Origin of the sequence: Kluyvera huaxiensis (assembly GCF_040149365.1) — a bacterium.
Taxonomy (GTDB): domain Bacteria; phylum Pseudomonadota; class Gammaproteobacteria; order Enterobacterales; family Enterobacteriaceae; genus Kluyvera; species Kluyvera intermedia_A.
In genome coordinates this window covers 23,586-42,869 of record NZ_JBEFLV010000024.1, presented here as the reverse complement: position 1 = coordinate 42,869, position 19,284 = coordinate 23,586, and the positions used below count along the sequence as shown (strand labels likewise).

The window sequence follows — 19,284 nt, the reverse complement described above, 5'->3', positions numbered from 1 at the left end:
CTATGGCGTCTTATACTGACCCACTTGAGCAAACCACCTCCGCAGCTGATGAGACCATCAGGCACGATCCACGTCAAAACCATGACGACCCCCTGCTCGACTCGCTGTTGATCGTCTGCAAACTGCATAACATTATCACCAGCCGTAATGTCTTAACCGCTGGTCTGCCTTTGCAGGAAAACCAGTTAACGCTCAGCGCATTTCCGCGCGCAGCGCAGCGCGCTGGCCTGAAAGCACGAGTGCTTCTGCGGCCGCTGGAAAAAATATCCCCACTGTCGCTGCCCGCAATAGTGCTGCTGAAAAACGATCAGGCGGCGGTGTTGATTGGCTGGGATGACCAGCAGCGTGCCCGTCTGCTGCCTACCGAAACGGAAGGCGGGGAAATTCTGCTGGAACGTGAAGCGCTGGCGGAAAACTACAGCGGCAAAACTATTTTCATTCAGCCGGGACACGAATTCGACAACCAGCCCACGGCCACCATTCCACAAACCAAATCCTGGTTTAAAGACACTTTAAAGCTGTCGAAGTATCTCTACCTCGATTCCATCGTCGCCAGCTTTATCATTAACATTATCGCTATCGCCACGCCGCTGTTCGTCATGAACGTCTACGACCGCGTGGTACCAAACCAGGCCACCGCCACCCTGTGGGTGCTGGCCATCGGTATTTCTATCGCCTTTGTTTTCGACCTTATTTTGAAAATATTGCGCGGAATCTGCCTCGATATAGCGGGTAAGAAAACCGATCTGATTGTTTCCGCTGCACTATTTGAACGCGTGCTTGGCATGAAAATGAAGCTACGGCCAAACCGTGTCGGTGGCTTCACGCAGCAATTTCAGGAATACCAGTCAATCAGGGACTTTCTCTCCTCGTTGACGCTGACCATGTTGATCGACTTTCCGTTCACTTTGCTGGTGCTATTAGTTATTGCCATTGTGGGTGGGCCGCTCGCATTCATTCCAGTGCTATGTTACCCCATTGCACTCCTTGCTAACTGGCTCATCCAGAAACCTTTGCAAGCTCAAATACAGAAAACCTATAGCCTATCTACAGAGAAGCAGGCGATGCTGGTTGAAACGCTCACGGGCCTTGATGCAATTAAGGTTAATAATGCACAAAGCGAACGCCAGTATCAGTGGGAACAGATAATCAGCCAGCTCAGCAAACTGGAATTACGGGTAAAGTCTCTTTCTTATATGGCTGTCAACTTTACCGCGTGGATCCAGAAAATTGCGGGCGTAGCGATGATTATCGTAGGTGTTTACAGCATCATTGGCGGCAATCTCAGCATGGGTGGGCTTATCGCCTGCTACCTGCTGAACCGGCGTGCGATGATGCCAATTGGCCAACTTTGCGGCCTTATCACCCGTTACCAGCGCGCGAAAATGACCAAAGCTACCATCGACCGGATGATGGATCTGGAACAGGAAGTGCAGGATGGTGAGGTTCCGCTAAAACGCGAGACGCTCTCCGGGGCCATTGAATTCCGCGATGTCTCCTTCCGCTATCCGCAAAACCAGTATCTGTCGCTGAACGGTATTTCACTCAAAATTGAGCCGGGTGAAAAAGTGGGGATCATTGGCCGTAGCGGCTCCGGAAAAAGTTCTCTGGCGAAATTGCTGGTCGGTTTTTACCAGCCTGAGGGTGGGACAATCCTGATAGATGGCATTGATGCTCGCCAGCTCGACGTCAACGACGTGCGCCATAATATTGGCTATGCGCCGCAGGACATTCACCTATTCAGCGGCACGCTGCGCGAGAACCTGCTCAGCGGCGCCAGCTACGTCGATGATGAAACGATGATCCGCGCAGCAACGGTGGCCGGCGTACATGAGTTCGCCCGGCGTCATCCTTCCGGCTACAACATGCAGGTTGGCGAGCGCGGGATGAGCCTTTCCGGCGGTCAACGACAGGCCGTGGCTCTTGCCCGCGCGCTGCTGCTTGACCCACCGGTACTGCTGATGGACGAGCCAACCAGTTCCATGGATAACACCAGCGAAGACTTGATTAAGAAGGCGCTAACGCCAATGGTGAGCAATAAAACGCTGCTGCTGGTGACGCACCGCGCCTCCCTGTTGTCGCTGGTTGACCGTCTGATAATCCTCGATAACGGTAAAATCATTGCTGATGGTCCGAAAGAAAGCGTCATGACGGCACTGAAAAAAGGACAAATTCATGCGCAACGCTAAACTCAACGGCCTGCTGAAGTGGCTCTTTGGCGACAAAAATGGCGCAACGATAACCACCAACGAAGTCAACAAAGCCCTGCTGGACGATTCGCCACGCGTGGTGCGCATCACCCTGTGGGCGATTCTTGGCTTCTTTATCATCATGATTACCTGGGCTTCTTTAGCAGAAATCGACGAAGTGACGCGCGGCGAAGGTAAAGCCATACCTTCCTCGCGGCTGCAAAAAATCCAGAACCTCGAGGGCGGTATCGTCGCCGAGGTGTTTGTGCATGAAGGGGAAGTGGTGAAAGCAGGCGCTCCGCTGTTGCGTCTGGATGATACCCGCTTTCGTTCCAACGCCGGGGAATCCGAAGCGGACCGCTATGCATTGGAAGCTCGTGTTCAGCGGCTGACCGCACAGCTGGCCGATAAAGAAACCCTGACGCTGTCGCCGGATATCGTCGAGAAAGCGCCGGATATTGCCAACGGCGAAATGGAGCTGTTTACCAGCGTTAACAAGCGTATTCAGAGCGAACTGTCAGGGCTTGACGAACAACTGGTGCAGAAGAAACAGGAGCTGCTGGACTATCAGGCGAAGGCCGAACAGTACCGCCGTAGTCTGGGGCTGCTGCAGCAAGAAATCGGCATGTCTGAGCCGCTGGTCGCCAAGGGCGCCATCTCGCGCGTTGAGGTGCTGCGTCTGCGCCGCTCTGAGGTGGAAACGCGTGGGCAACTGGAATCGGTCACCCTGGCGGTACCAAGAGCACAGGCGGCGATTAAGGAGATTGAGAGCAAGGTGGGTGAGACGCGCGGGCGCTACCGCAGCGAGGCGTTATCCCAGTTGAACGAAGCGCGTACCGATCTCAGTAAAATCGAAGCCACCGGGAAAGCCATCGATGACCGGGTGAATCGTACGCTGGTCACTTCGCCAGTGCGCGGCATCGTCCAGCAGCTGATGGTGAACACCATCGGCGGCGTGATTCAGCCAGGTAACGATCTGGTGGAAATCGTGCCGCTGGACGACACGCTGTTGATTGAAGCAAAAATTCGGCCACAGGATATCGCCTTCCTGCGCCCAGGCCAGGAAGCTATCGTTAAGTTCACCGCTTACGATTACACCATCTACGGCGGGATGAAAGGCAAGCTGGAGCAGATAAGCCCGGATACGGTGACGGATAAAGATGGCAAAAGTTTCTACGTTATCCGTCTGCGCACCGATAAAAACCATCTTGGCAGCGATGAAAAACCGCTGATTATTATTCCGGGGATGGTGGCATCAGTGGACATTATTACCGGCAAGAAAACCATTCTGGCCTATTTGCTCAAGCCGATTCTACGAGCAAAAGCGGAAGCCTTCCGCGAACGCTAAATACAAAAAACCCGGCTTCGCGCCGGGTTTTTCTTCACTACTCGTTAATCTTTGGATGCTGCATCACCAGCTGCGTGCGTTTCTCCTGCAGCGCGGCAATCTCCGCATCGATATCTTCAATCTTGTGTTCGATGTGGTCGTGATGCTCCTGCAGGATCTCTTTCGCTTCCGCGATATCCGATGCCGCAGGCGTGGCGCCTTTCAGCGGACGGTTGGCGGTCTCTTTCATCATTACGCCGGTAATCAAACCAATCACCGCCACCACCATCAGATAATAAGCGGGCATCATCAGGTCCTGAGTCGACTCCACCAGCCAGGCAGCCAGCGTCGGCGTCAGACCGGCAATCAGCACCGAGATGTTAAAGGCGCTCGCCAGCGCGCTGTAGCGGATATGCGTCGGGAACATCGCCGGTAACGATGATGCCATCACCCCGGTGAAGCAGTTGAGGATCACCGCCAGCAGCAGCAGGCCGGAGAAAATCAGGCCAATCGAGTTACTGTTAATCAGCACGAAGGCCGGAATAGAGAACACCAGCAGCGCGATACTTCCCACCACCACAAACGGACGACGACCAAAACGGTCGCTCAGCAGCCCCATCACCGGCTGAACAAACAGCATACCAATCATAATGGCGATGATAATCAGCACGCCGTGATCTTCCGAGTAGTGCAGGTTATGCGACAGGTAGCTCGGCATGTAGGTCAACAGCATGTAATAGGTGACGTTGGTAGAAATAACCAGACCAATACAGGCCAGCAGGCTGCGCCAGTGCTTGGTCGCAATCTCTTTAAACGATACTTTTGGCCCTTCCTGCAGACCCTGACGATCGCCCTGTTCGAGCTTTTCAACGTGTTGCTGGAACGCCGGCGTCTCTTCCAGCGCGTGGCGCAGGTAAAGACCGATAATCCCTAGTGGCAGCGCGACGAAGAACGGAATACGCCAGCCCCACTCTAGGAAGTTTGCCTCACCTACGGCGGTGGACAGCAGAACCACCAGCCCGGCGCCCATCACGAATCCAGCAATCGAGCCAAAGTCCAGCCAGCTGCCCATAAAGCCACGCTTACGGTCTGGCGAGTATTCGGCAACAAAGATAGATGCCCCGGTATATTCCCCACCGACCGAGAAGCCCTGCGCCATTTTACACAGCAGCAGCAGGATCGGTGCCCAGATACCAATCGACTCGTACGATGGGATAAGACCAATACAGAAGGTACTGAGCGACATAATGATGATGGTCATAGAAAGAATCTTCTGTCGACCGTATTTATCCCCGAGCATCCCGAAGAACAGACCGCCAAGCGGACGAATCAGGAAGGGAACGGAGAATGTCCCTAGAGCGGCAATCATCTGTACGCTGGGATCGGCATCCGGGAAGAACACTTTACCTAACGCATAAGCAACGAAGCCGTAGACACCAAAATCAAACCACTCCATTGCGTTGCCCAAAGATGCTGCGGTAATCGCCTTGCGCAATTTACCATCGTCGATGATGGTGACGTCACGTAACGTGATCGGTTTTACTTTTTTCCTTCTAAGCATGGTTTTCCTCGTTCAATTTCGCCTTGAACGCACACCCAGTGGCGGCAAACAGCATTGTGTTTGCGAGGGTGCGTAAAGGGAACCGTGGAGATTCTGGTTCCGTTTATCCAAGCGTAGCAGGTTTGCATGTCTTCGCTGGAGGATGTTTCTCCAGACAATCAAACCTGTTGAGCCTGATGGCGAGTTAGTTAAAAAGGTACCCCTCGAAAAGTGATCGGCTGAGGGCTAATCCTTTTTACCCTAACAGCGATTAATATTGTGATCAACTTAACAAAACATCTCATCCTGTTCCTACCGTGTAATATTTCCCTGACATTTGCAGGCCAATTTCGCATTTTCCCCCGCCCCACCTCATCGCCTAACACCTCCATTTCCCCTCCATTTAAAACAAGATTTATTTCAAAATAATTCACAATATCTTCACAGCTTTTTTATTTCTCATCAGATTCCTGATTTCACTTATGAAATATGTGATCCATATAACTAAAACGCTGTTTTATTTTCATTGAATCAATATTCCAGTAAATGCATTATAGCGTCCGAAAACGCGTTATAGATGCCAGAAAACGCCGCCCACTCGGGTGATGACTGACATAAAGACACCAGATGATATCAGCCTAACAATCTGAAATTATTATACTTAACCTCTTCTGTCACCGTGCGGTGATACGAAGCGAGGATGCCACATGAAAATTAAAGCAACAATGGAACGAATCCCTGGCGGGATGATGCTTATCCCGTTACTGTTAGGCGCAGTGTTAAATACATTTGCTCCTACCACTGGCGAGTATTTTGGTTCTTTCACCAAAGGGATGATTGGCGGAACAGTACCTATTCTGGCGGTCTGGTTCTTCTGTATTGGGGCATCGATTGATTTACGCGCCACCGGCACGGTATTACGTAAGTCCGGCACGCTGGTGTTGACGAAAATCGCCGTCGCCTGGGTCGTGGCAATGATTGCCGCAACATTTATTCCTGATACCGGAATTCAGACCGGATTCTTCGCCGGTCTGTCGGTTCTGGCTATCGTGTCCGCGATGGATATGACCAACGGCGGTCTGTACGCCAGCCTGATGAATCAGTACGGTACCAAAGAAGAATCTGGCGCATTCGTGCTGATGTCCCTGGAATCCGGCCCGCTGATGACTATGGTTATCCTCGGTTCCGCAGGTCTGGCTTCCTTTGAGCCGCACCACTTTATCGGCGCCGTCCTGCCATTCCTGATTGGTTTTGCGCTCGGTAACCTTGACCACGATCTGCGTTCGTTCTTCAGTAAAGCAACGCCGGTTCTGATTCCGTTCTTCGGCTTTGCGCTGGGTAACACTATCAACCTGAACGTCATCCTCGACACCGGTCTGCTGGGTATCGTTCTGGGCGTTGCGGTTATCGTCATCACCGGTATTCCGCTGATTATTGCCGACCGCGTGATTGGTGGTGGTAACGGAACCGCAGGTGTCGCTGCCTCTTCCGCCGCCGGTGCCGCCGTCGCCAACCCGGTTATCATTGCGCAGATTAACCCGTCGTTTGCTCCGGTTGCCGCTTCTGCCACCGCGTTGGTTGCCGCAAGCGTCATCGTTACCGCGATTCTGGTACCGATAATTACCGCGCTGTATGCCAAACGTTACGGGGCACCAAAGCCCGCTGAAACCGAAGCGCAAGCTGTCTCACAGGCCACTCACCACTAATCCTTTCCCCCCCTCGCCCGAGGGGGGTTTACGTTTTGCCTCCCCCCTTTCTTCCTCCCTCGTCTGGGATAACACCGACAAATGCAGGGTTTTGTTGTATCATTAAGGCCATTTTCGGCGTTTTGCCGTTTTACAGGCCCTTGCCTTTCGCACTGCACTTTTGAGGATATCTCCCATGTCATTACCCCATTGCCCACAATGCAATTCCGAATACACCTATGAAGACAACGGCATGTTCATCTGCCCGGAATGCGCGCACGAGTGGAACGATGCTGAACCTGCGCACGACAGCGACGAACTGATCGTCAAAGATGCCAACGGCAACCTGCTGGTCGACGGTGACAGCGTTACCGTAGTTAAAGATCTGAAGGTGAAAGGCAGTTCTTCGATGCTGAAAATTGGCACCAAAGTGAAGAACATCCGCCTGGTGGAAGGCGACCATAACATCGATTGTAAAATCGACGGCTTTGGCCAGATGAAGCTGAAATCCGAGTTCGTGAAAAAGAACTGATTTTAGCCGTAAGCATTACCGGATGGCGCTTAGCTTATCGGCCTACATGATACGCAATCACCTGTAGGCTGGATAAGATGCGAAGCATCGCCATCCGGCAATCCCCCCCGCCACGCTTCGCTCCCTGAACCGACACGCACTACACTTACTGGGCTATCCTTACCTGAGGTAACGATCATGCCATTAAGTCCCTATCTCGCTTTTTCCGGCAACTGCGCCGATGCTATCGCCTATTACCAACAGGCACTGGGTGCGGAGCTACGCTACAAAATCAGCTTCGGCGAAATGCCGCCCTCTTCCATGGATGACGAAGGTGGTTGCCCGTCCGGCCTCCAGTTTCCCGACAGCGCTATCGCCCACGCCAACGTCCACATTGCGGGCAGCGATATCATGATGAGCGATTCCGTGCCGGCAGATAACCTTCATTACGGCGGCTTTACTCTGGTGCTCGACACCCAGGATGTGAAAGAAGGTAAACGCTGGTTCGACAATCTCGCCGCCAACGGCAAGGTTGAGATGCGCTGGCAGGAGACCTTCTGGGCACACGGATTCGGTCGCGTCATCGACCGATATGGCGTGCCGTGGATGATTAACGTCGTCAAACAGCAGGAGCCAACGCTCTGATCCCACGGGAGGCGCGGCCTCCCGTCCTGTCATCAAATACCCGCCAAGAATTCATCCGACAGCAACCTTTCATTAACTAAAACGTCACATTAATTCGCCACGATGGGGCCACTTTTTTGAAGGGGTTCCAGCATGCAAACGATTATTCGCGTTGAAAAGCTCAACAAGACGTTCAATCAGCATCAGGTGCTTCACGCCATTGACCTGAACGTGCACGCCGGTGAGATGGTCGCTCTGCTTGGGCCATCCGGTTCTGGCAAATCCACCCTCTTACGTCACTTAAGCGGCCTGATTGTCGGCGATAAAACGCCAGACTGTCGCATCGAACTGCTCGGTAAAACCGTCCAGCAGGCGGGCCGTCTGGCGCGTGATATCCGTAAAAGCCGCGCCCATACCGGCTACATCTTCCAGCAATTCAACCTGGTAAATCGCCTGAGCGTGATGGAGAACGTGCTGATTGGCGCGCTCGGCAGCACCCCGTTCTGGCGCACCTGCTTTAGCTGGTTTACCCGCGAGCAAAAGCAGCGCGCATTACAGGCTCTGACCCGCGTCGGTATGGCGCATATGGCCCACCAGCGCGTCTCTACCCTTTCCGGCGGCCAGCAGCAGCGCGTGGCGATTGCCCGGGCGCTGATGCAGCAGGCCAAAGTGATCCTCGCCGATGAACCTATCGCCTCGCTGGATCCTGAATCCGCGCGCATCGTGATGGATACCCTGCGCGACATCAACCAGACCGATGGCATCACCGTGGTGGTGACGCTGCACCAGGTCGACTATGCGCTGCGCTACTGCGAACGCATCGTCGCGCTGCGTCAGGGACACGTGTTCTACGACGGCAGCAGCCAACAGTTTGATAACGAACGTTTTGACCATCTCTACCGCAGCATTAACCGCGTCGAAGAGAACGCGCAGGCTGCCTGACATCCCCACAATGAGGAATGGAAATGAGCTATAAGACGGTTGCCGCGCTGGCCTTTACCAGCATGTTCAGTCTCAGCACCCTGCTCACCCCGGCGCACGCCGAAGAGCAGGAAAAAGCGCTGAACTTCGGCATTATTTCGACGGAATCACAGCAGAACTTAAAGCCACAATGGGAACCGTTCCTGAAGGACATGGAAAAGTCGCTGGGCGTGAAGGTTAACGCCTTCTTTGCACCGGACTATGCCGGAATTATCCAGGGTATGCGCTTTAATAAAGTGGATATCGCCTGGTACGGCAACCTCTCCGCCATGGAAGCGGTGGATCGCGCTAACGGTCAGGTATTCGCCCAGACCGTCGCCGCCGACGGCTCCCCAGGTTACTGGAGCGTGCTGATCGTCAACAAAGACAGCCCAATCAATAACCTCAATGATCTGCTTGCCAAGCGTAAAGAGCTGACCTTCGGCAACGGCGACCCGAACTCCACCTCCGGCTTCCTCGTCCCGGGCTACTACGTCTTCGCCAAGAACAACGCCTCCGCCAGCGACTTCAAGCGCACGGTTAACGCCAGCCATGAAACCAACGCGCTGGCCGTCGCCAACAAACAGGTTGATGTCGCCACCAACAACACCGAAAACCTCGACAAGCTGAAGACCTCCGCGCCGGACAAGCTCAAAGAGCTGAAGGTTATCTGGAAGTCACCGCTGATCCCTGGCGACCCGATTGTGTGGCGTAAGAATCTGTCCGAAACCACCAAGGACAAGGTCTACAGCTTCTTTATGAACTACGGCAAAACGCCAGAAGAAAAGGCCGTGCTGGAACGTCTGGGCTGGGCGCCATTCCGCGCCTCCAGCGACCTGCAGCTGCTGCCAATTCGCCAGCTGACGCTGTTTAAAGAGATGCAGACCGTGAAGGGCAACGGCACGTTGAACGCCGATGAGAAGGCAAGCAAGACGGCTGAGATTCAGTCCCGCCTGAACGACCTTGACCGAACCACCGCCGCGATTGGCGCGATGACCTCGGTGACCAAAGCGGTGCAGTAACCCTTTCCCCCTCTCCCACAGGGAGAGGGGGAATTCAAACGGAGCAAATTATGCAGCAAACCATCACCGTTCCTCCGCCGAAGCGCAGCTGGTTCTCGCTGATTAGCTGGGCCATTTTGCTGGCGGTGCTTGTTGTCTCCTGGAAAGGCGCGGAAATGAACCCGGTGACGCTGTTCACCGACGCCGGTAACATGGCGACCTTCGCTGCCGACTTCTTCCCACCAGACTTCAGCCTATGGCAGGACTATCTCAAAGAGATGGCCGTAACCCTGCAAATCGCCGTCTGGGGCACCGCGCTGGCGGTCGTTCTCTCCATCCCCTTTGGCCTGATGTGCGCTGAAAACCTGGTGCCGTGGTGGATTTACCAACCAATGCGCCGCCTGATGGACGCCTGTCGCGCCATTAACGAAATGGTCTTTGCCATGCTGTTCGTCGTCTCCGTGGGTTTAGGCCCGTTCGCCGGGGTGCTGGCGCTGTTTATTCACACCACCGGGGTGCTTTCTAAACTGCTGTCCGAAGCGGTGGAAGCGATTGAACCCGGCCCGGTAGAAGGCATCCGAGCCACCGGTGCCAACAAAATTGAAGAAATTATCTACGGCGTTCTGCCGCAGGTGATGCCGCTCTTAATCTCCTATTCGCTATACCGTTTTGAGTCTAACGTCCGCTCCGCCACCGTCGTCGGCATGGTTGGCGCAGGCGGTATCGGCGTGACCTTATGGGAAGCGATTCGCGGCTTTCAGTTCCAGCAAACCTGCGCATTGATGGTGTTCATCATCATCACCGTCAGCCTGCTGGATTTCCTCTCTCAGCGTTTGCGTAAGCACTTTATCTGATTAGCGAGGTCTTGATGACTATGCACTTGTCTACACGTCCGACCAGTTATCCTACGCGTTATCAAGAGATTGCCGCTCGCCTGGAACAAGAGCTGCGACAGAACTACCGCTGCGGCGATTACCTTCCCGCGGAGCATCAGCTGGCGGCACGTTTTGAAGTCAACCGCCACACCCTGCGTCGGGCCATCGATCAGTTGGTCGAAAAAGGCTGGGTGCAGCGCCGCCAGGGGATTGGCGTGCTGGTGCTGATGCGCCCGTTCGACTACCCGCTGAACGCCCAGGCGCGCTTTAGCCAGAACCTGCTCGATCAGGGCAGCCATCCCACCAGCGAAAAACTGCTGTCGGTACTGCGCCCGGCTTCCGGGCATATTGCCGACGCGCTGGGTATTGATGAAGGCGACAACGTGATTCACCTGCGCACGCTGCGCCGGGTCAACGGCGTAGCCCTGTGCCTGATTGACCACTATTTTGCCGACCTCAATCTATGGCCAACGCTACAGAGCTTTAGCAGCGGATCGCTGCACGACTTTCTGCGCGAGCAGTCCGGTATCGCGCTCAAGCGGAGCCAGACCCGCATCAGCGCGCGACGGGCGCAGGCCAAAGAGAGCCAGCGGCTGGAAATTCCCAATATGGCGCCCCTGTTGTGCGTGCGCACCCTGAACCACCGTGAAGGCGATGACCAGGTGATGGAGTACTCCGTCAGCCTGACCCGCGCCGACATGATTGAATTTATTATGGAGCACTGAATGGACGCCAATAACGCGACTCGTCAGCACTGGATGTCGGTGCTGTCCCACTGCGACCCCGCCAGCCTCGCGACAAAAATGAGCGCCTTGAATATTACTGCGCAATACGAAGTTATCCGCGCAGCCGAAACTGGACTGGTTCAGCTACAGGGACGCATGGGCGGCACCGGCGAACGCTTTTTTGCCGGGGATGCTACTCTCACCCGCGCCGCCGTGCGCTTGAGCAACGGCACATTAGGCTACAGCTGGATCCTCGGGCGCGACAAACCGCACGCCGAACGCTGCGCGCTGCTTGATGCCCTGCTCCAGCAGCCCGCCCATTATCAAACATTATTAGAAACCCTCATTACCCCGCTGGAAGCCGACCGCACGGCGCGCATTGCCGCACGTCAGGCCGAGATCAACGCCAGCCGGGTCGACTTCTTTACGCTGGTTCGCGGAGATAACGCATGACCCTGGAAACCGCTTTTACCCTTCCCGTGCAGGATGCCCAACACAGTTTTCGTCGCCTGTTAAAAGCGATGAGCGAGCCGGGCGTGATTGTCGCGCTGCATCAGCTCAAGCACGGCTGGCAGCCGCTGAATATTGCTACCACCAGCGCCCTGCTGACGCTGGCCGACAACGATACGCCGGTATGGCTGGCAGGCGCGCTGCATAACGATATCGTCAGCCAGAGCCTGCGTTTTCACACCAACGCACCGTTGGTTGAGCAACCGCAGCAGGCGACTTTTGCGGTGTCGAACGACACCATCAGCCGCGAACAGCTGGATGCGCTGTGTACCGGCAGCGCCATCGCGCCAGAAACCAGCGCCACGCTGATTGTGCAGGTTGCCAGCCTGAGCGGCGGCCGCATGCTACGCCTGACCGGTGCCGGTATTCAGGATGAGCGCATGATCGCCCCGCAGCTGCCGGAGTGCATTCTGCATGAACTGACCGAACGCCCGCACCCGTTCCCGCTCGGCGTGGATCTGATCCTCACCTGCGGCGAGCGCTTGTTAGCGATCCCGCGCACCACCCACGTGGAGGTTTGCTGATGTATGTAGCCGTCAAAGGGGGCGAAAAGGCGATTGAAGCCGCCCACCAGCTCCAGGAAAGCCGACGCCGGGGCGACACCTCGCTACCCGAGCTGAGCGTCGCCCAGATAGAACAACAGCTGAATCTGGCCGTTGACCGGGTGATGACCGAGGGCGGCATTGCCGACCGCGAACTGGCGGCGCTGGCGCTAAAGCAGGCCAGCGGCGATAACATCGAAGCCATTTTTCTGCTGCGTGCCTACCGCACTACGCTGGCGAAGCTGGCGGTCAGCGAGCCGATTGATACCACTAAAATGCGCCTTGAGCGCCGCATCTCCGCCGTCTACAAAGACGTACCCGGCGGGCAGCTTCTCGGCCCCACCTACGACTACACCCACCGCCTGCTGGATTTTACCTTGCTGGCCAACGGCGAAGCCCCGGCGCTGAAAACCGAGGGCATTGAGCCGTCATCAGCGCCGCATGTGTTCAGCCTGCTTGCGAGTCAGGGTCTGGCGAAAGCGGAGCAGGATAACGGCGCAACGCCGGACGATATCACCCGCACGCCGCCGGTTTACCCGTGTTCACGCTCGTCCCGCCTACAGCAGCTAATGCGCGGCGATGAAGGCTATCTGCTGGCGCTGGCCTACTCCACCCAGCGCGGCTACGGGCGTAACCACCCGTTCGCGGGCGAAATCCGCAGCGGCTATGTCGAGATAGAAATTGTGCCCGAAGAGCTGGGTTTTGCGGTGAACGTCGGCGAACTGCTGATGACCGAGTGCGAAATGGTCAACGGTTTCGTCGACCCGGCGGACGAACCGCCGCACTTTACCCGCGGCTACGGTCTGGTATTCGGCATGAGCGAACGTAAAGCCATGGCCATGGCGCTGGTCGACCGCGCCTTGCAGGCACCGGAATATGGCGAACATGCGGTTGGCCCGGCGCAGGATGAAGAGTTCGTCCTCGCCCACGCCGATAACGTCGAGGCTGCCGGTTTCGTCTCACACCTCAAACTCCCTCATTACGTCGATTTCCAGGCCGAACTGGAACTGTTGAAACGCCTGCAACGGGAGCAGAAAAATGGCTAATCTCAGCGGCTATAACTTTGCCTATCTCGATGAACAGACCAAACGCATGATCCGCCGCGCGATCATGAAAGCGGTGGCGATCCCCGGCTATCAGGTGCCGTTCGGCGGCCGTGAAATGCCGATGCCCTACGGCTGGGGGACCGGCGGCATTCAGCTCACCGCCAGCGTGATTGGCGAAGCGGATGTGCTGAAGGTTATCGATCAAGGGGCGGATGACACCACCAACGCCGTGTCGATCCGCCACTTCTTCCAGCGGGTCACCGGAGTGCATACCACCGAGCGCACCGAAGACGCAACGCTCATCCAGACCCGTCACCGGATCCCGGAAACGCCGCTGGTCGAGGATCAGATCCTGATCTTCCAGGTACCGATCCCAGAACCGCTGCGCTTTATCGAGCCGCGCGAAACCGAAACCCGCACCATGCACGCGCTGGAAGAGTACGGCGTGATGCAGGTGAAACTGTATGAAGATATCGCCCGTTTCGGCCATATCGCCACCACCTATGCCTATCCGGTCAAGGTAAACGACCGCTACGTGATGGACCCCTCGCCGATTCCAAAATTCGATAACCCGAAAATGGACATGATGCCCGCGCTGCAGCTGTTTGGCGCCGGGCGTGAAAAACGAATCTACGCCGTGCCGCCGTACACCCGCGTGGAGAGCCTCGATTTCGACGACCATCCGTTCACCGTTCAGCGCTGGGACGAGCCGTGCGCTATCTGCGGTTCAACCCACAGCTATCTCGACGAAGTGGTGCTGGATGATAGCGGCAAACGGATGTTTGTCTGCTCCGATACCGACTACTGCCGCCAACAGAGCGAGGCCAAAAATTCATGAGCCAACCCTTACTTTCCGTTGACCGCCTGACCCATCTGTACGCGCCGGGTAAAGGTTTTAGCAACGTCTCGTTTGATTTATGGCCGGGCGAAGTGCTGGGCATCGTCGGCGAATCCGGCTCCGGAAAAACCACGCTGCTGAAGTCGATTTCCGCACGTCTGACGCCGCAAGAAGGGGGGATTCGCTACCAGGACAGTTCGCTGTACGCCATGAGCGAGGCCGAGCGCCGTCGCCTGCTGCGCACCGAGTGGGGCGTGGTGCATCAGCATCCAATGGACGGCCTGCGCCGTCAGGTGTCGGCGGGCGGCAATATTGGCGAACGGTTGATGGCCACCGGCGCACGGCACTACGGCGAGATCCGCGCCACCGCCCAGCGCTGGCTGGAAGAGGTGGAGATCCCAGCGTCGCGTATCGATGACCTGCCTACCACCTTCTCCGGCGGCATGCAGCAGCGTTTACAGATAGCCCGCAATCTGGTCACTCACCCGAAGCTGGTATTTATGGATGAACCCACCGGCGGTCTGGACGTGTCGGTGCAGGCCCGCCTGCTCGACCTGCTGCGCGGCCTGGTGGTGGAACTGAACCTGGCGGTGGTGATTGTGACCCATGATTTGGGCGTCGCGCGCCTGCTGGCCGACCGTCTACTGGTGATGAAACAGGGCCAGGTGGTGGAAAGTGGGTTAACCGACCGGGTGCTCGACGATCCTCATCATCCCTATACCCAGCTGCTGGTGTCATCGGTGTTGCAGAACTGACTCTTGTCGGGTGGCGGCTTCGCCTTACCCGATCTACAACGCCGTGGCTTTGTAGGCCTGATAAGCGCAGCGCCATCAGGCGCACAACGGCGTGATTTTGTCGGCCAGGTAAGCGTAGCGCCCCCCGGTTACTGGGCGAAAAAATGTTAAAGAGGCACAAAATGAACGCGATTCGCGTCGAAAATGTGAGTAAAACCTTTGTTCTTCACCAGCAAAATGGCGTCCAGCTTCCCGTTTTGCATAATGCCTCACTCTCGGTCAACAACGGGGAATGCGTCGTACTTCACGGCCATTCCGGCAGCGGTAAATCAACGCTGCTGCGCTCGCTTTACGCCAACTATCTGCCGGACGAAGGGCATATCCATATCAAACACGGCGACGAATGGGTGGACCTGGTCAGCGCCCCGGCGCGCAAGGTGGTGGAGATCCGCAAAACCACCGTCGGCTGGGTGAGCCAGTTTCTGCGCGTGATCCCGCGAATCTCGACGCTGGAAGTGGTGATGCAGCCGCTACTCAATACCGGCGTACCGCGTGAAGCCTGCGCCGCCAAAGCCGCCCAGCTGTTGACTCGTCTGAACGTGCCGGAGCGCTTATGGCACCTCGCACCGTCAACCTTCTCCGGCGGCGAACAACAGCGCGTCAACATCGCCCGCGGTTTTATCGTCGACTACCCCATTTTATTGCTCGACGAACCCACCGCCTCGCTGGATGCCAAAAACAGCGCGGCGGTCGTCAGCCTGATTCATGAAGCCAAAACCCGCGGTGCGGCCATTGTCGGTATTTTTCACGACGAAGTCGTCCGCAACCAGGTCGCTGACCGCCTCCACCCAATGGGTACACCTGCATGATTATCAATAATATAAAGCTGGTTCTTGATAACGATGTTGTTCACGGTTCGCTGGAAGTGCAGGACGGCGAGATTCGCGCCTTTGCCGATAGCCAGAGCCGTCTGCCGGAAGCGATGGACGGCGAAGGCGGCTGGCTGCTGCCGGGACTGATTGAGCTGCACACCGATAATCTGGATAAATTCTTCACCCCGCGGCCCAAAGTCGATTGGCCGGCCCACTCGGCGATGAGCAGCCACGATGCGCTGATGGTCGCCAGCGGCATCACCACCGTACTGGATGCGGTAGCGATTGGCGACGTGCGCGACGGCGGCGATCGGCTGGAGAATCTGGAAAAGATGATTAACGCCGTTGAGGAGACGCAAAAGCGCGGCCTCAACCGCGCCGAGCATCGCCTGCACCTGCGCTGCGAACTGCCGCACCACACCACGCTGCCGCTGTTTGAAAAGCTGGTCAACCGCGAACCGGTGTCGCTGGTATCACTGATGGACCACTCGCCGGGCCAGCGTCAGTTCGCCAATCGCGAGAAGTACCGGGAATACTATCAAGGTAAATATTCGCTGACCGATGCGCAGATGCGCGAGTATGAAGAAGAACAGCTGGCCCTGGCTGCACGCTGGTCGCAGCCCAATCGTACCGCCATCGCCGGAATGTGTCGCGAACGCCAAATCGCGTTAGCCAGCCACGATGATGCCACCCACGATCACGTGGTCGAATCACATCTATTGGGCAGCGTGATTGCCGAGTTCCCGACCACCTTTGAAGCCGCTGAATCATCGCGTCGTCACGGCATGAACGTGCTGATGGGCGCACCAAACATCGTGCGCGGCGGCTCGCACTCCGGCAACGTCGCGGCGCATCAGCTCGCCTCGCTGGGACTGCTGGATATTCTCTCCTCTGACTATTATCCAGCGAGCCTGCTGGACGCCGCCTTCCGCGTGGCGGACGACGAGAACAACGCCTTTACGCTTGCGCAGGCCATTAATCTGGTAACGCAAAACCCTGCGCGGGCACTCAACCTTCACGACCGCGGCGTCATCGCCGAAGGTAAGCGTGCCGACCTGGTGCTAGCCCACCGCAAAGGCGAGCACATTCATATCGACCACGTCTGGCGTCAGGGAAAAAGGGTGTTCTGATGATGGGAAAACTGATCTGGTTAATGGGTCCCTCCGGCTCCGGCAAAGATAGCCTGCTGGAGGTGTTGCGTCAGCAGGAGCACAGCGACCTGCTGGTTGCACATCGCTATATCACCCGTCCGGCAAGCGCGGGCTGCGAAAATCACATCGCACTGAGCGAGCAGGAATTTTTCACCCGCGCCGGGAGAAATTTGCTCGCTCTGAGCTGGCACGCTAATGGCCTGTACTACGGTGTGGGCGTGGAGATTGACCTGTGGCTGCACGGTGGATTTGACGTGGTGGTCAACGGTTCGCGAGCGCATCTGGCGCAGGCAAAAGCGCGCTACGCCAGCGCGCTGCTGCCGGTCTGTTTACAGGTGTCGCCTGAAATTCTGCGCGAACGATTACAGGCTCGCGGGCGGGAAAACGGCGTCGAAATTGCCGCGCGACTGGAGCGTGCCGCACGCTATACGCCCTCGGAGTGCCACACGCTCAATAACGATGGAAGTCTGCTACAGTCGGTGGATAAACTACTCACCCTGATGGGACGAAAGGAGAGAAGCCATGCCTGAGTGTGAACTGCGCCATGCGACGTTCGAGGACGTCGACGACGTCTACGCGTTAATGTGCGAATTGAAACAAGCCGAATACGACCGCGACGCCTTTTATACCGGCTTCGCCGCGAACCTTGCGGATCGTAATCTGCATTATCAGTTGGCTCTGCAAGGCGACAACGTCGTTGGCATGATTAGCCTGCATTTACAGTTTCATCTACATCACGCCAACTGGATTGGTGAGATTCAGGAACTGGTGGTGATGCCAAAAGTGCGCAGTTCAGGGATCGGCAGCCAGCTGCTGGCGTGGGCGGAAAAGACCGCCCGTGAGATGGGTGCGGAGATGACGGAATTATCGACCAGCACTAAACGAATTCATGCCCACCGCTTCTATCAGCGAGAAGGCTACGCGCCCAGCCACATCCGTTTCACCAAAGCGCTATGAGCCTGACGCTCACCCTTAGCGGGACCGGCGGCGCACAGGGTGTGCCCGCCTGGGGCTGCCATTGCCCGGCCTGTATCCGCGCCAGACGCGCGCCGCAGTATCGACGTAAAGCCTGCAGCGGCGTGGTGAGATTTAACGATGCTGTCACCCTGATCGATGCCGGGTTGCACGATCTCACCGACCGCTGGCCGGCCGGATCTTTCCAGCAATTTCTGCTGACCCACTACCATATGGATCACGTTCAGGGGCTGTTTCCACTGCGCTGGGGGGTCGGCGATAGCGTGCCGGTTTACGGCCCGCCCGACGAACAGGGCTGTGACGATCTGTTTAAACATCCCGGCCTGCTGGATTTCAGCCATACCGTCGAGCCGTTTGTGGTCTTCAGCCTGCAGGGATTGCAGATTACGCCCGTGCCGCTGACGCATTCGAAACTCACCTTCGGCTACCTGCTGGAAACCCCGCACAGCCGCATCGCCTGGCTCTCCGATACCGCCGGGCTGCCGGACAAAACGCTCACCTTTTTAAGCAACAATCGCCCGCAGCTGATGGTGATTGACTGCAGCCACGCCCCGCGCGAGCAGACTCCGCGTAATCACAGTGATTTGGCAACAATTCAGGCGTTAAACGCACGCATTCGCTGCCCGCGGGTAATTCTGACGCACATCAGCCACCAGTTTGATGAATGGATGATGAGCCACCTTCTGCCTACGGGTATTGAAGCAGGCTATGACGGACAGGAGATCAGGATCGATTAGCGGTCGTAGTCATCGTCAAGACGCCGTTCATCATCGGATAATTGGCGACGCTCCTGATCCAGCTGATGCTGGCGGTCATCCAGTTGACGGCGACGATCCTCTAGCTGGCGTCGCCTATCGTTATACTGCTGATTGCTTTGAGGTCTGTTGCGTCGATCGTCCCAACTGCGATCATCGTCGTCGCGATCGGACCGATCGCTGCTCGGGTGATAGGCGTCGTTGATAGCTTGCTGAATATTGCCGATGGCATCGTCAATGATGTCAGCATGCGCCAGCTGACTGCTCAGCGACAGCGCGCAAAAGATCGCAGCAGTGAAGTAACGTTTCATAGGGCCAGCCTCGTCGGGGTGCTGGCCCTAGATTATGCAAGTCGCCTATGGCGGTGTAGCGGAGGAATCTCAATTTCTGGCGGCCTCATGACCACTTGTAAATAAAACTTAAA

General features: G+C 56.6%; 21 protein-coding genes. 19 read left to right on the top strand and 2 right to left on the bottom strand.

Annotation, left to right across the window (positions count from 1 at the left end; genetic code table 11):
- The first annotated feature begins 2 nt into the window (after positions 1-2).
- Positions 3-2,189 carry a type I secretion system permease/ATPase gene (locus tag ABOC97_RS20305; RefSeq protein ID WP_349601257.1) on the top strand — a complete coding sequence of 729 codons (2,187 nt, stop codon included), beginning with the start codon at positions 3-5 and terminating at the stop codon, positions 2,187-2,189.
- Positions 2,176-3,537: an HlyD family type I secretion periplasmic adaptor subunit gene (locus tag ABOC97_RS20300; protein WP_234505077.1), complete on the top strand. Its 1,362-nt coding sequence runs from the start codon at positions 2,176-2,178 to the stop codon at positions 3,535-3,537. The genes ABOC97_RS20305 and ABOC97_RS20300 overlap by 14 nt, the downstream gene beginning before the upstream one ends.
- 37 nt (positions 3,538-3,574) lie before the next feature.
- Here ABOC97_RS20300 and proP read toward each other — a convergent pair whose 3' ends face one another.
- Positions 3,575-5,077: a glycine betaine/L-proline transporter ProP gene (gene proP / locus ABOC97_RS20295; protein ID WP_349601254.1), complete on the bottom strand. Its 1,503-nt coding sequence runs from the start codon at positions 5,075-5,077 to the stop codon at positions 3,575-3,577.
- Positions 5,078-5,763: 686 nt separating this feature from the next.
- Between proP and kdgT the strand changes: the two genes are divergently transcribed.
- From kdgT to phnP, 17 genes are all read left to right on the top strand, one after another.
- Positions 5,764-6,762 carry a 2-keto-3-deoxygluconate transporter gene (gene kdgT, locus ABOC97_RS20290; protein WP_349601252.1) on the top strand — a complete coding sequence of 333 codons (999 nt, stop codon included), beginning with the start codon at positions 5,764-5,766 and terminating at the stop codon, positions 6,760-6,762.
- A gap of 175 nt (positions 6,763-6,937) precedes the next feature.
- A complete protein-coding gene (locus ABOC97_RS20285; RefSeq protein ID WP_035891906.1) occupies positions 6,938-7,273 on the top strand; it encodes a zinc ribbon domain-containing protein YjdM in 336 nt (111 codons plus the stop codon).
- A 177-nt stretch (positions 7,274-7,450) separates the two neighbouring features.
- Positions 7,451-7,897, top strand: a complete 447-nt coding sequence (gene yjdN / locus ABOC97_RS20280; RefSeq protein ID WP_349601250.1) for a VOC family metalloprotein YjdN — start codon at positions 7,451-7,453, stop codon at positions 7,895-7,897.
- A 132-nt stretch (positions 7,898-8,029) separates the two neighbouring features.
- Positions 8,030-8,818: a phosphonate ABC transporter ATP-binding protein gene (gene phnC / locus ABOC97_RS20275; RefSeq protein WP_349601248.1), complete on the top strand. Its 789-nt coding sequence runs from the start codon at positions 8,030-8,032 to the stop codon at positions 8,816-8,818.
- 23 nt (positions 8,819-8,841) lie between these two features.
- Positions 8,842-9,858: a phosphonate ABC transporter substrate-binding protein gene (gene phnD, locus ABOC97_RS20270; RefSeq protein WP_349601246.1), complete on the top strand. Its 1,017-nt coding sequence runs from the start codon at positions 8,842-8,844 to the stop codon at positions 9,856-9,858.
- Between the two features lie 50 nt (positions 9,859-9,908).
- Complete coding sequence (gene phnE, locus ABOC97_RS20265; RefSeq protein WP_349601244.1) at positions 9,909-10,691, top strand: phosphonate ABC transporter, permease protein PhnE; 783 nt, start codon at positions 9,909-9,911, stop codon at positions 10,689-10,691.
- Positions 10,692-10,711: 20 nt separating this feature from the next.
- A complete protein-coding gene (gene phnF, locus ABOC97_RS20260; protein WP_349601297.1) occupies positions 10,712-11,437 on the top strand; it encodes a phosphonate metabolism transcriptional regulator PhnF in 726 nt (241 codons plus the stop codon).
- Positions 11,438-11,890 carry a phosphonate C-P lyase system protein PhnG gene (gene phnG / locus ABOC97_RS20255; RefSeq protein WP_349601242.1) on the top strand — a complete coding sequence of 151 codons (453 nt, stop codon included), beginning with the start codon at positions 11,438-11,440 and terminating at the stop codon, positions 11,888-11,890. It abuts the gene before it with no gap.
- Positions 11,887-12,471, top strand: coding sequence for a phosphonate C-P lyase system protein PhnH (gene phnH, locus ABOC97_RS20250; RefSeq protein WP_349601240.1), 585 nt, complete (start codon positions 11,887-11,889; stop codon positions 12,469-12,471). Before phnG ends, phnH begins: the two co-directional genes overlap by 4 nt.
- Entirely contained in the window at positions 12,471-13,535 is a 1,065-nt protein-coding gene (locus ABOC97_RS20245; protein ID WP_349601238.1) for a carbon-phosphorus lyase complex subunit, read from the top strand. The genes phnH and ABOC97_RS20245 overlap by 1 nt, the downstream gene beginning before the upstream one ends.
- A complete protein-coding gene (phnJ, locus tag ABOC97_RS20240; RefSeq protein ID WP_349601236.1) occupies positions 13,528-14,373 on the top strand; it encodes an alpha-D-ribose 1-methylphosphonate 5-phosphate C-P-lyase PhnJ in 846 nt (281 codons plus the stop codon). The genes ABOC97_RS20245 and phnJ overlap by 8 nt, the downstream gene beginning before the upstream one ends.
- Positions 14,370-15,128 carry a phosphonate C-P lyase system protein PhnK gene (phnK, locus tag ABOC97_RS20235; protein ID WP_349601234.1) on the top strand — a complete coding sequence of 253 codons (759 nt, stop codon included), beginning with the start codon at positions 14,370-14,372 and terminating at the stop codon, positions 15,126-15,128. Before phnJ ends, phnK begins: the two co-directional genes overlap by 4 nt.
- Positions 15,129-15,289: 161 nt before the next feature.
- Positions 15,290-15,976 carry a phosphonate C-P lyase system protein PhnL gene (gene phnL, locus ABOC97_RS20230; RefSeq protein WP_349601232.1) on the top strand — a complete coding sequence of 229 codons (687 nt, stop codon included), beginning with the start codon at positions 15,290-15,292 and terminating at the stop codon, positions 15,974-15,976.
- Positions 15,973-17,109: an alpha-D-ribose 1-methylphosphonate 5-triphosphate diphosphatase gene (phnM, locus tag ABOC97_RS20225; RefSeq protein WP_349601230.1), complete on the top strand. Its 1,137-nt coding sequence runs from the start codon at positions 15,973-15,975 to the stop codon at positions 17,107-17,109. Before phnL ends, phnM begins: the two co-directional genes overlap by 4 nt.
- On the top strand, positions 17,109-17,660 hold the full coding sequence (phnN, locus tag ABOC97_RS20220; protein ID WP_349601228.1) for a ribose 1,5-bisphosphokinase: 552 nt from the start codon (positions 17,109-17,111) through the stop codon (positions 17,658-17,660). Before phnM ends, phnN begins: the two co-directional genes overlap by 1 nt.
- Complete coding sequence (gene phnO, locus ABOC97_RS20215; protein ID WP_349601226.1) at positions 17,653-18,087, top strand: aminoalkylphosphonate N-acetyltransferase; 435 nt, start codon at positions 17,653-17,655, stop codon at positions 18,085-18,087. Before phnN ends, phnO begins: the two co-directional genes overlap by 8 nt.
- Complete coding sequence (phnP, locus tag ABOC97_RS20210) at positions 18,084-18,842, top strand: phosphonate metabolism protein PhnP (protein WP_349601224.1); 759 nt, start codon at positions 18,084-18,086, stop codon at positions 18,840-18,842. Before phnO ends, phnP begins: the two co-directional genes overlap by 4 nt.
- Here phnP and yjdP read toward each other — a convergent pair.
- A complete protein-coding gene (yjdP, locus tag ABOC97_RS20205) occupies positions 18,839-19,171 on the bottom strand; it encodes a DDRRRQL repeat protein YjdP (protein ID WP_349601222.1) in 333 nt (110 codons plus the stop codon). The genes phnP and yjdP overlap by 4 nt on opposite strands.
- Between the last annotated feature and the right edge of the window lie 113 nt (positions 19,172-19,284).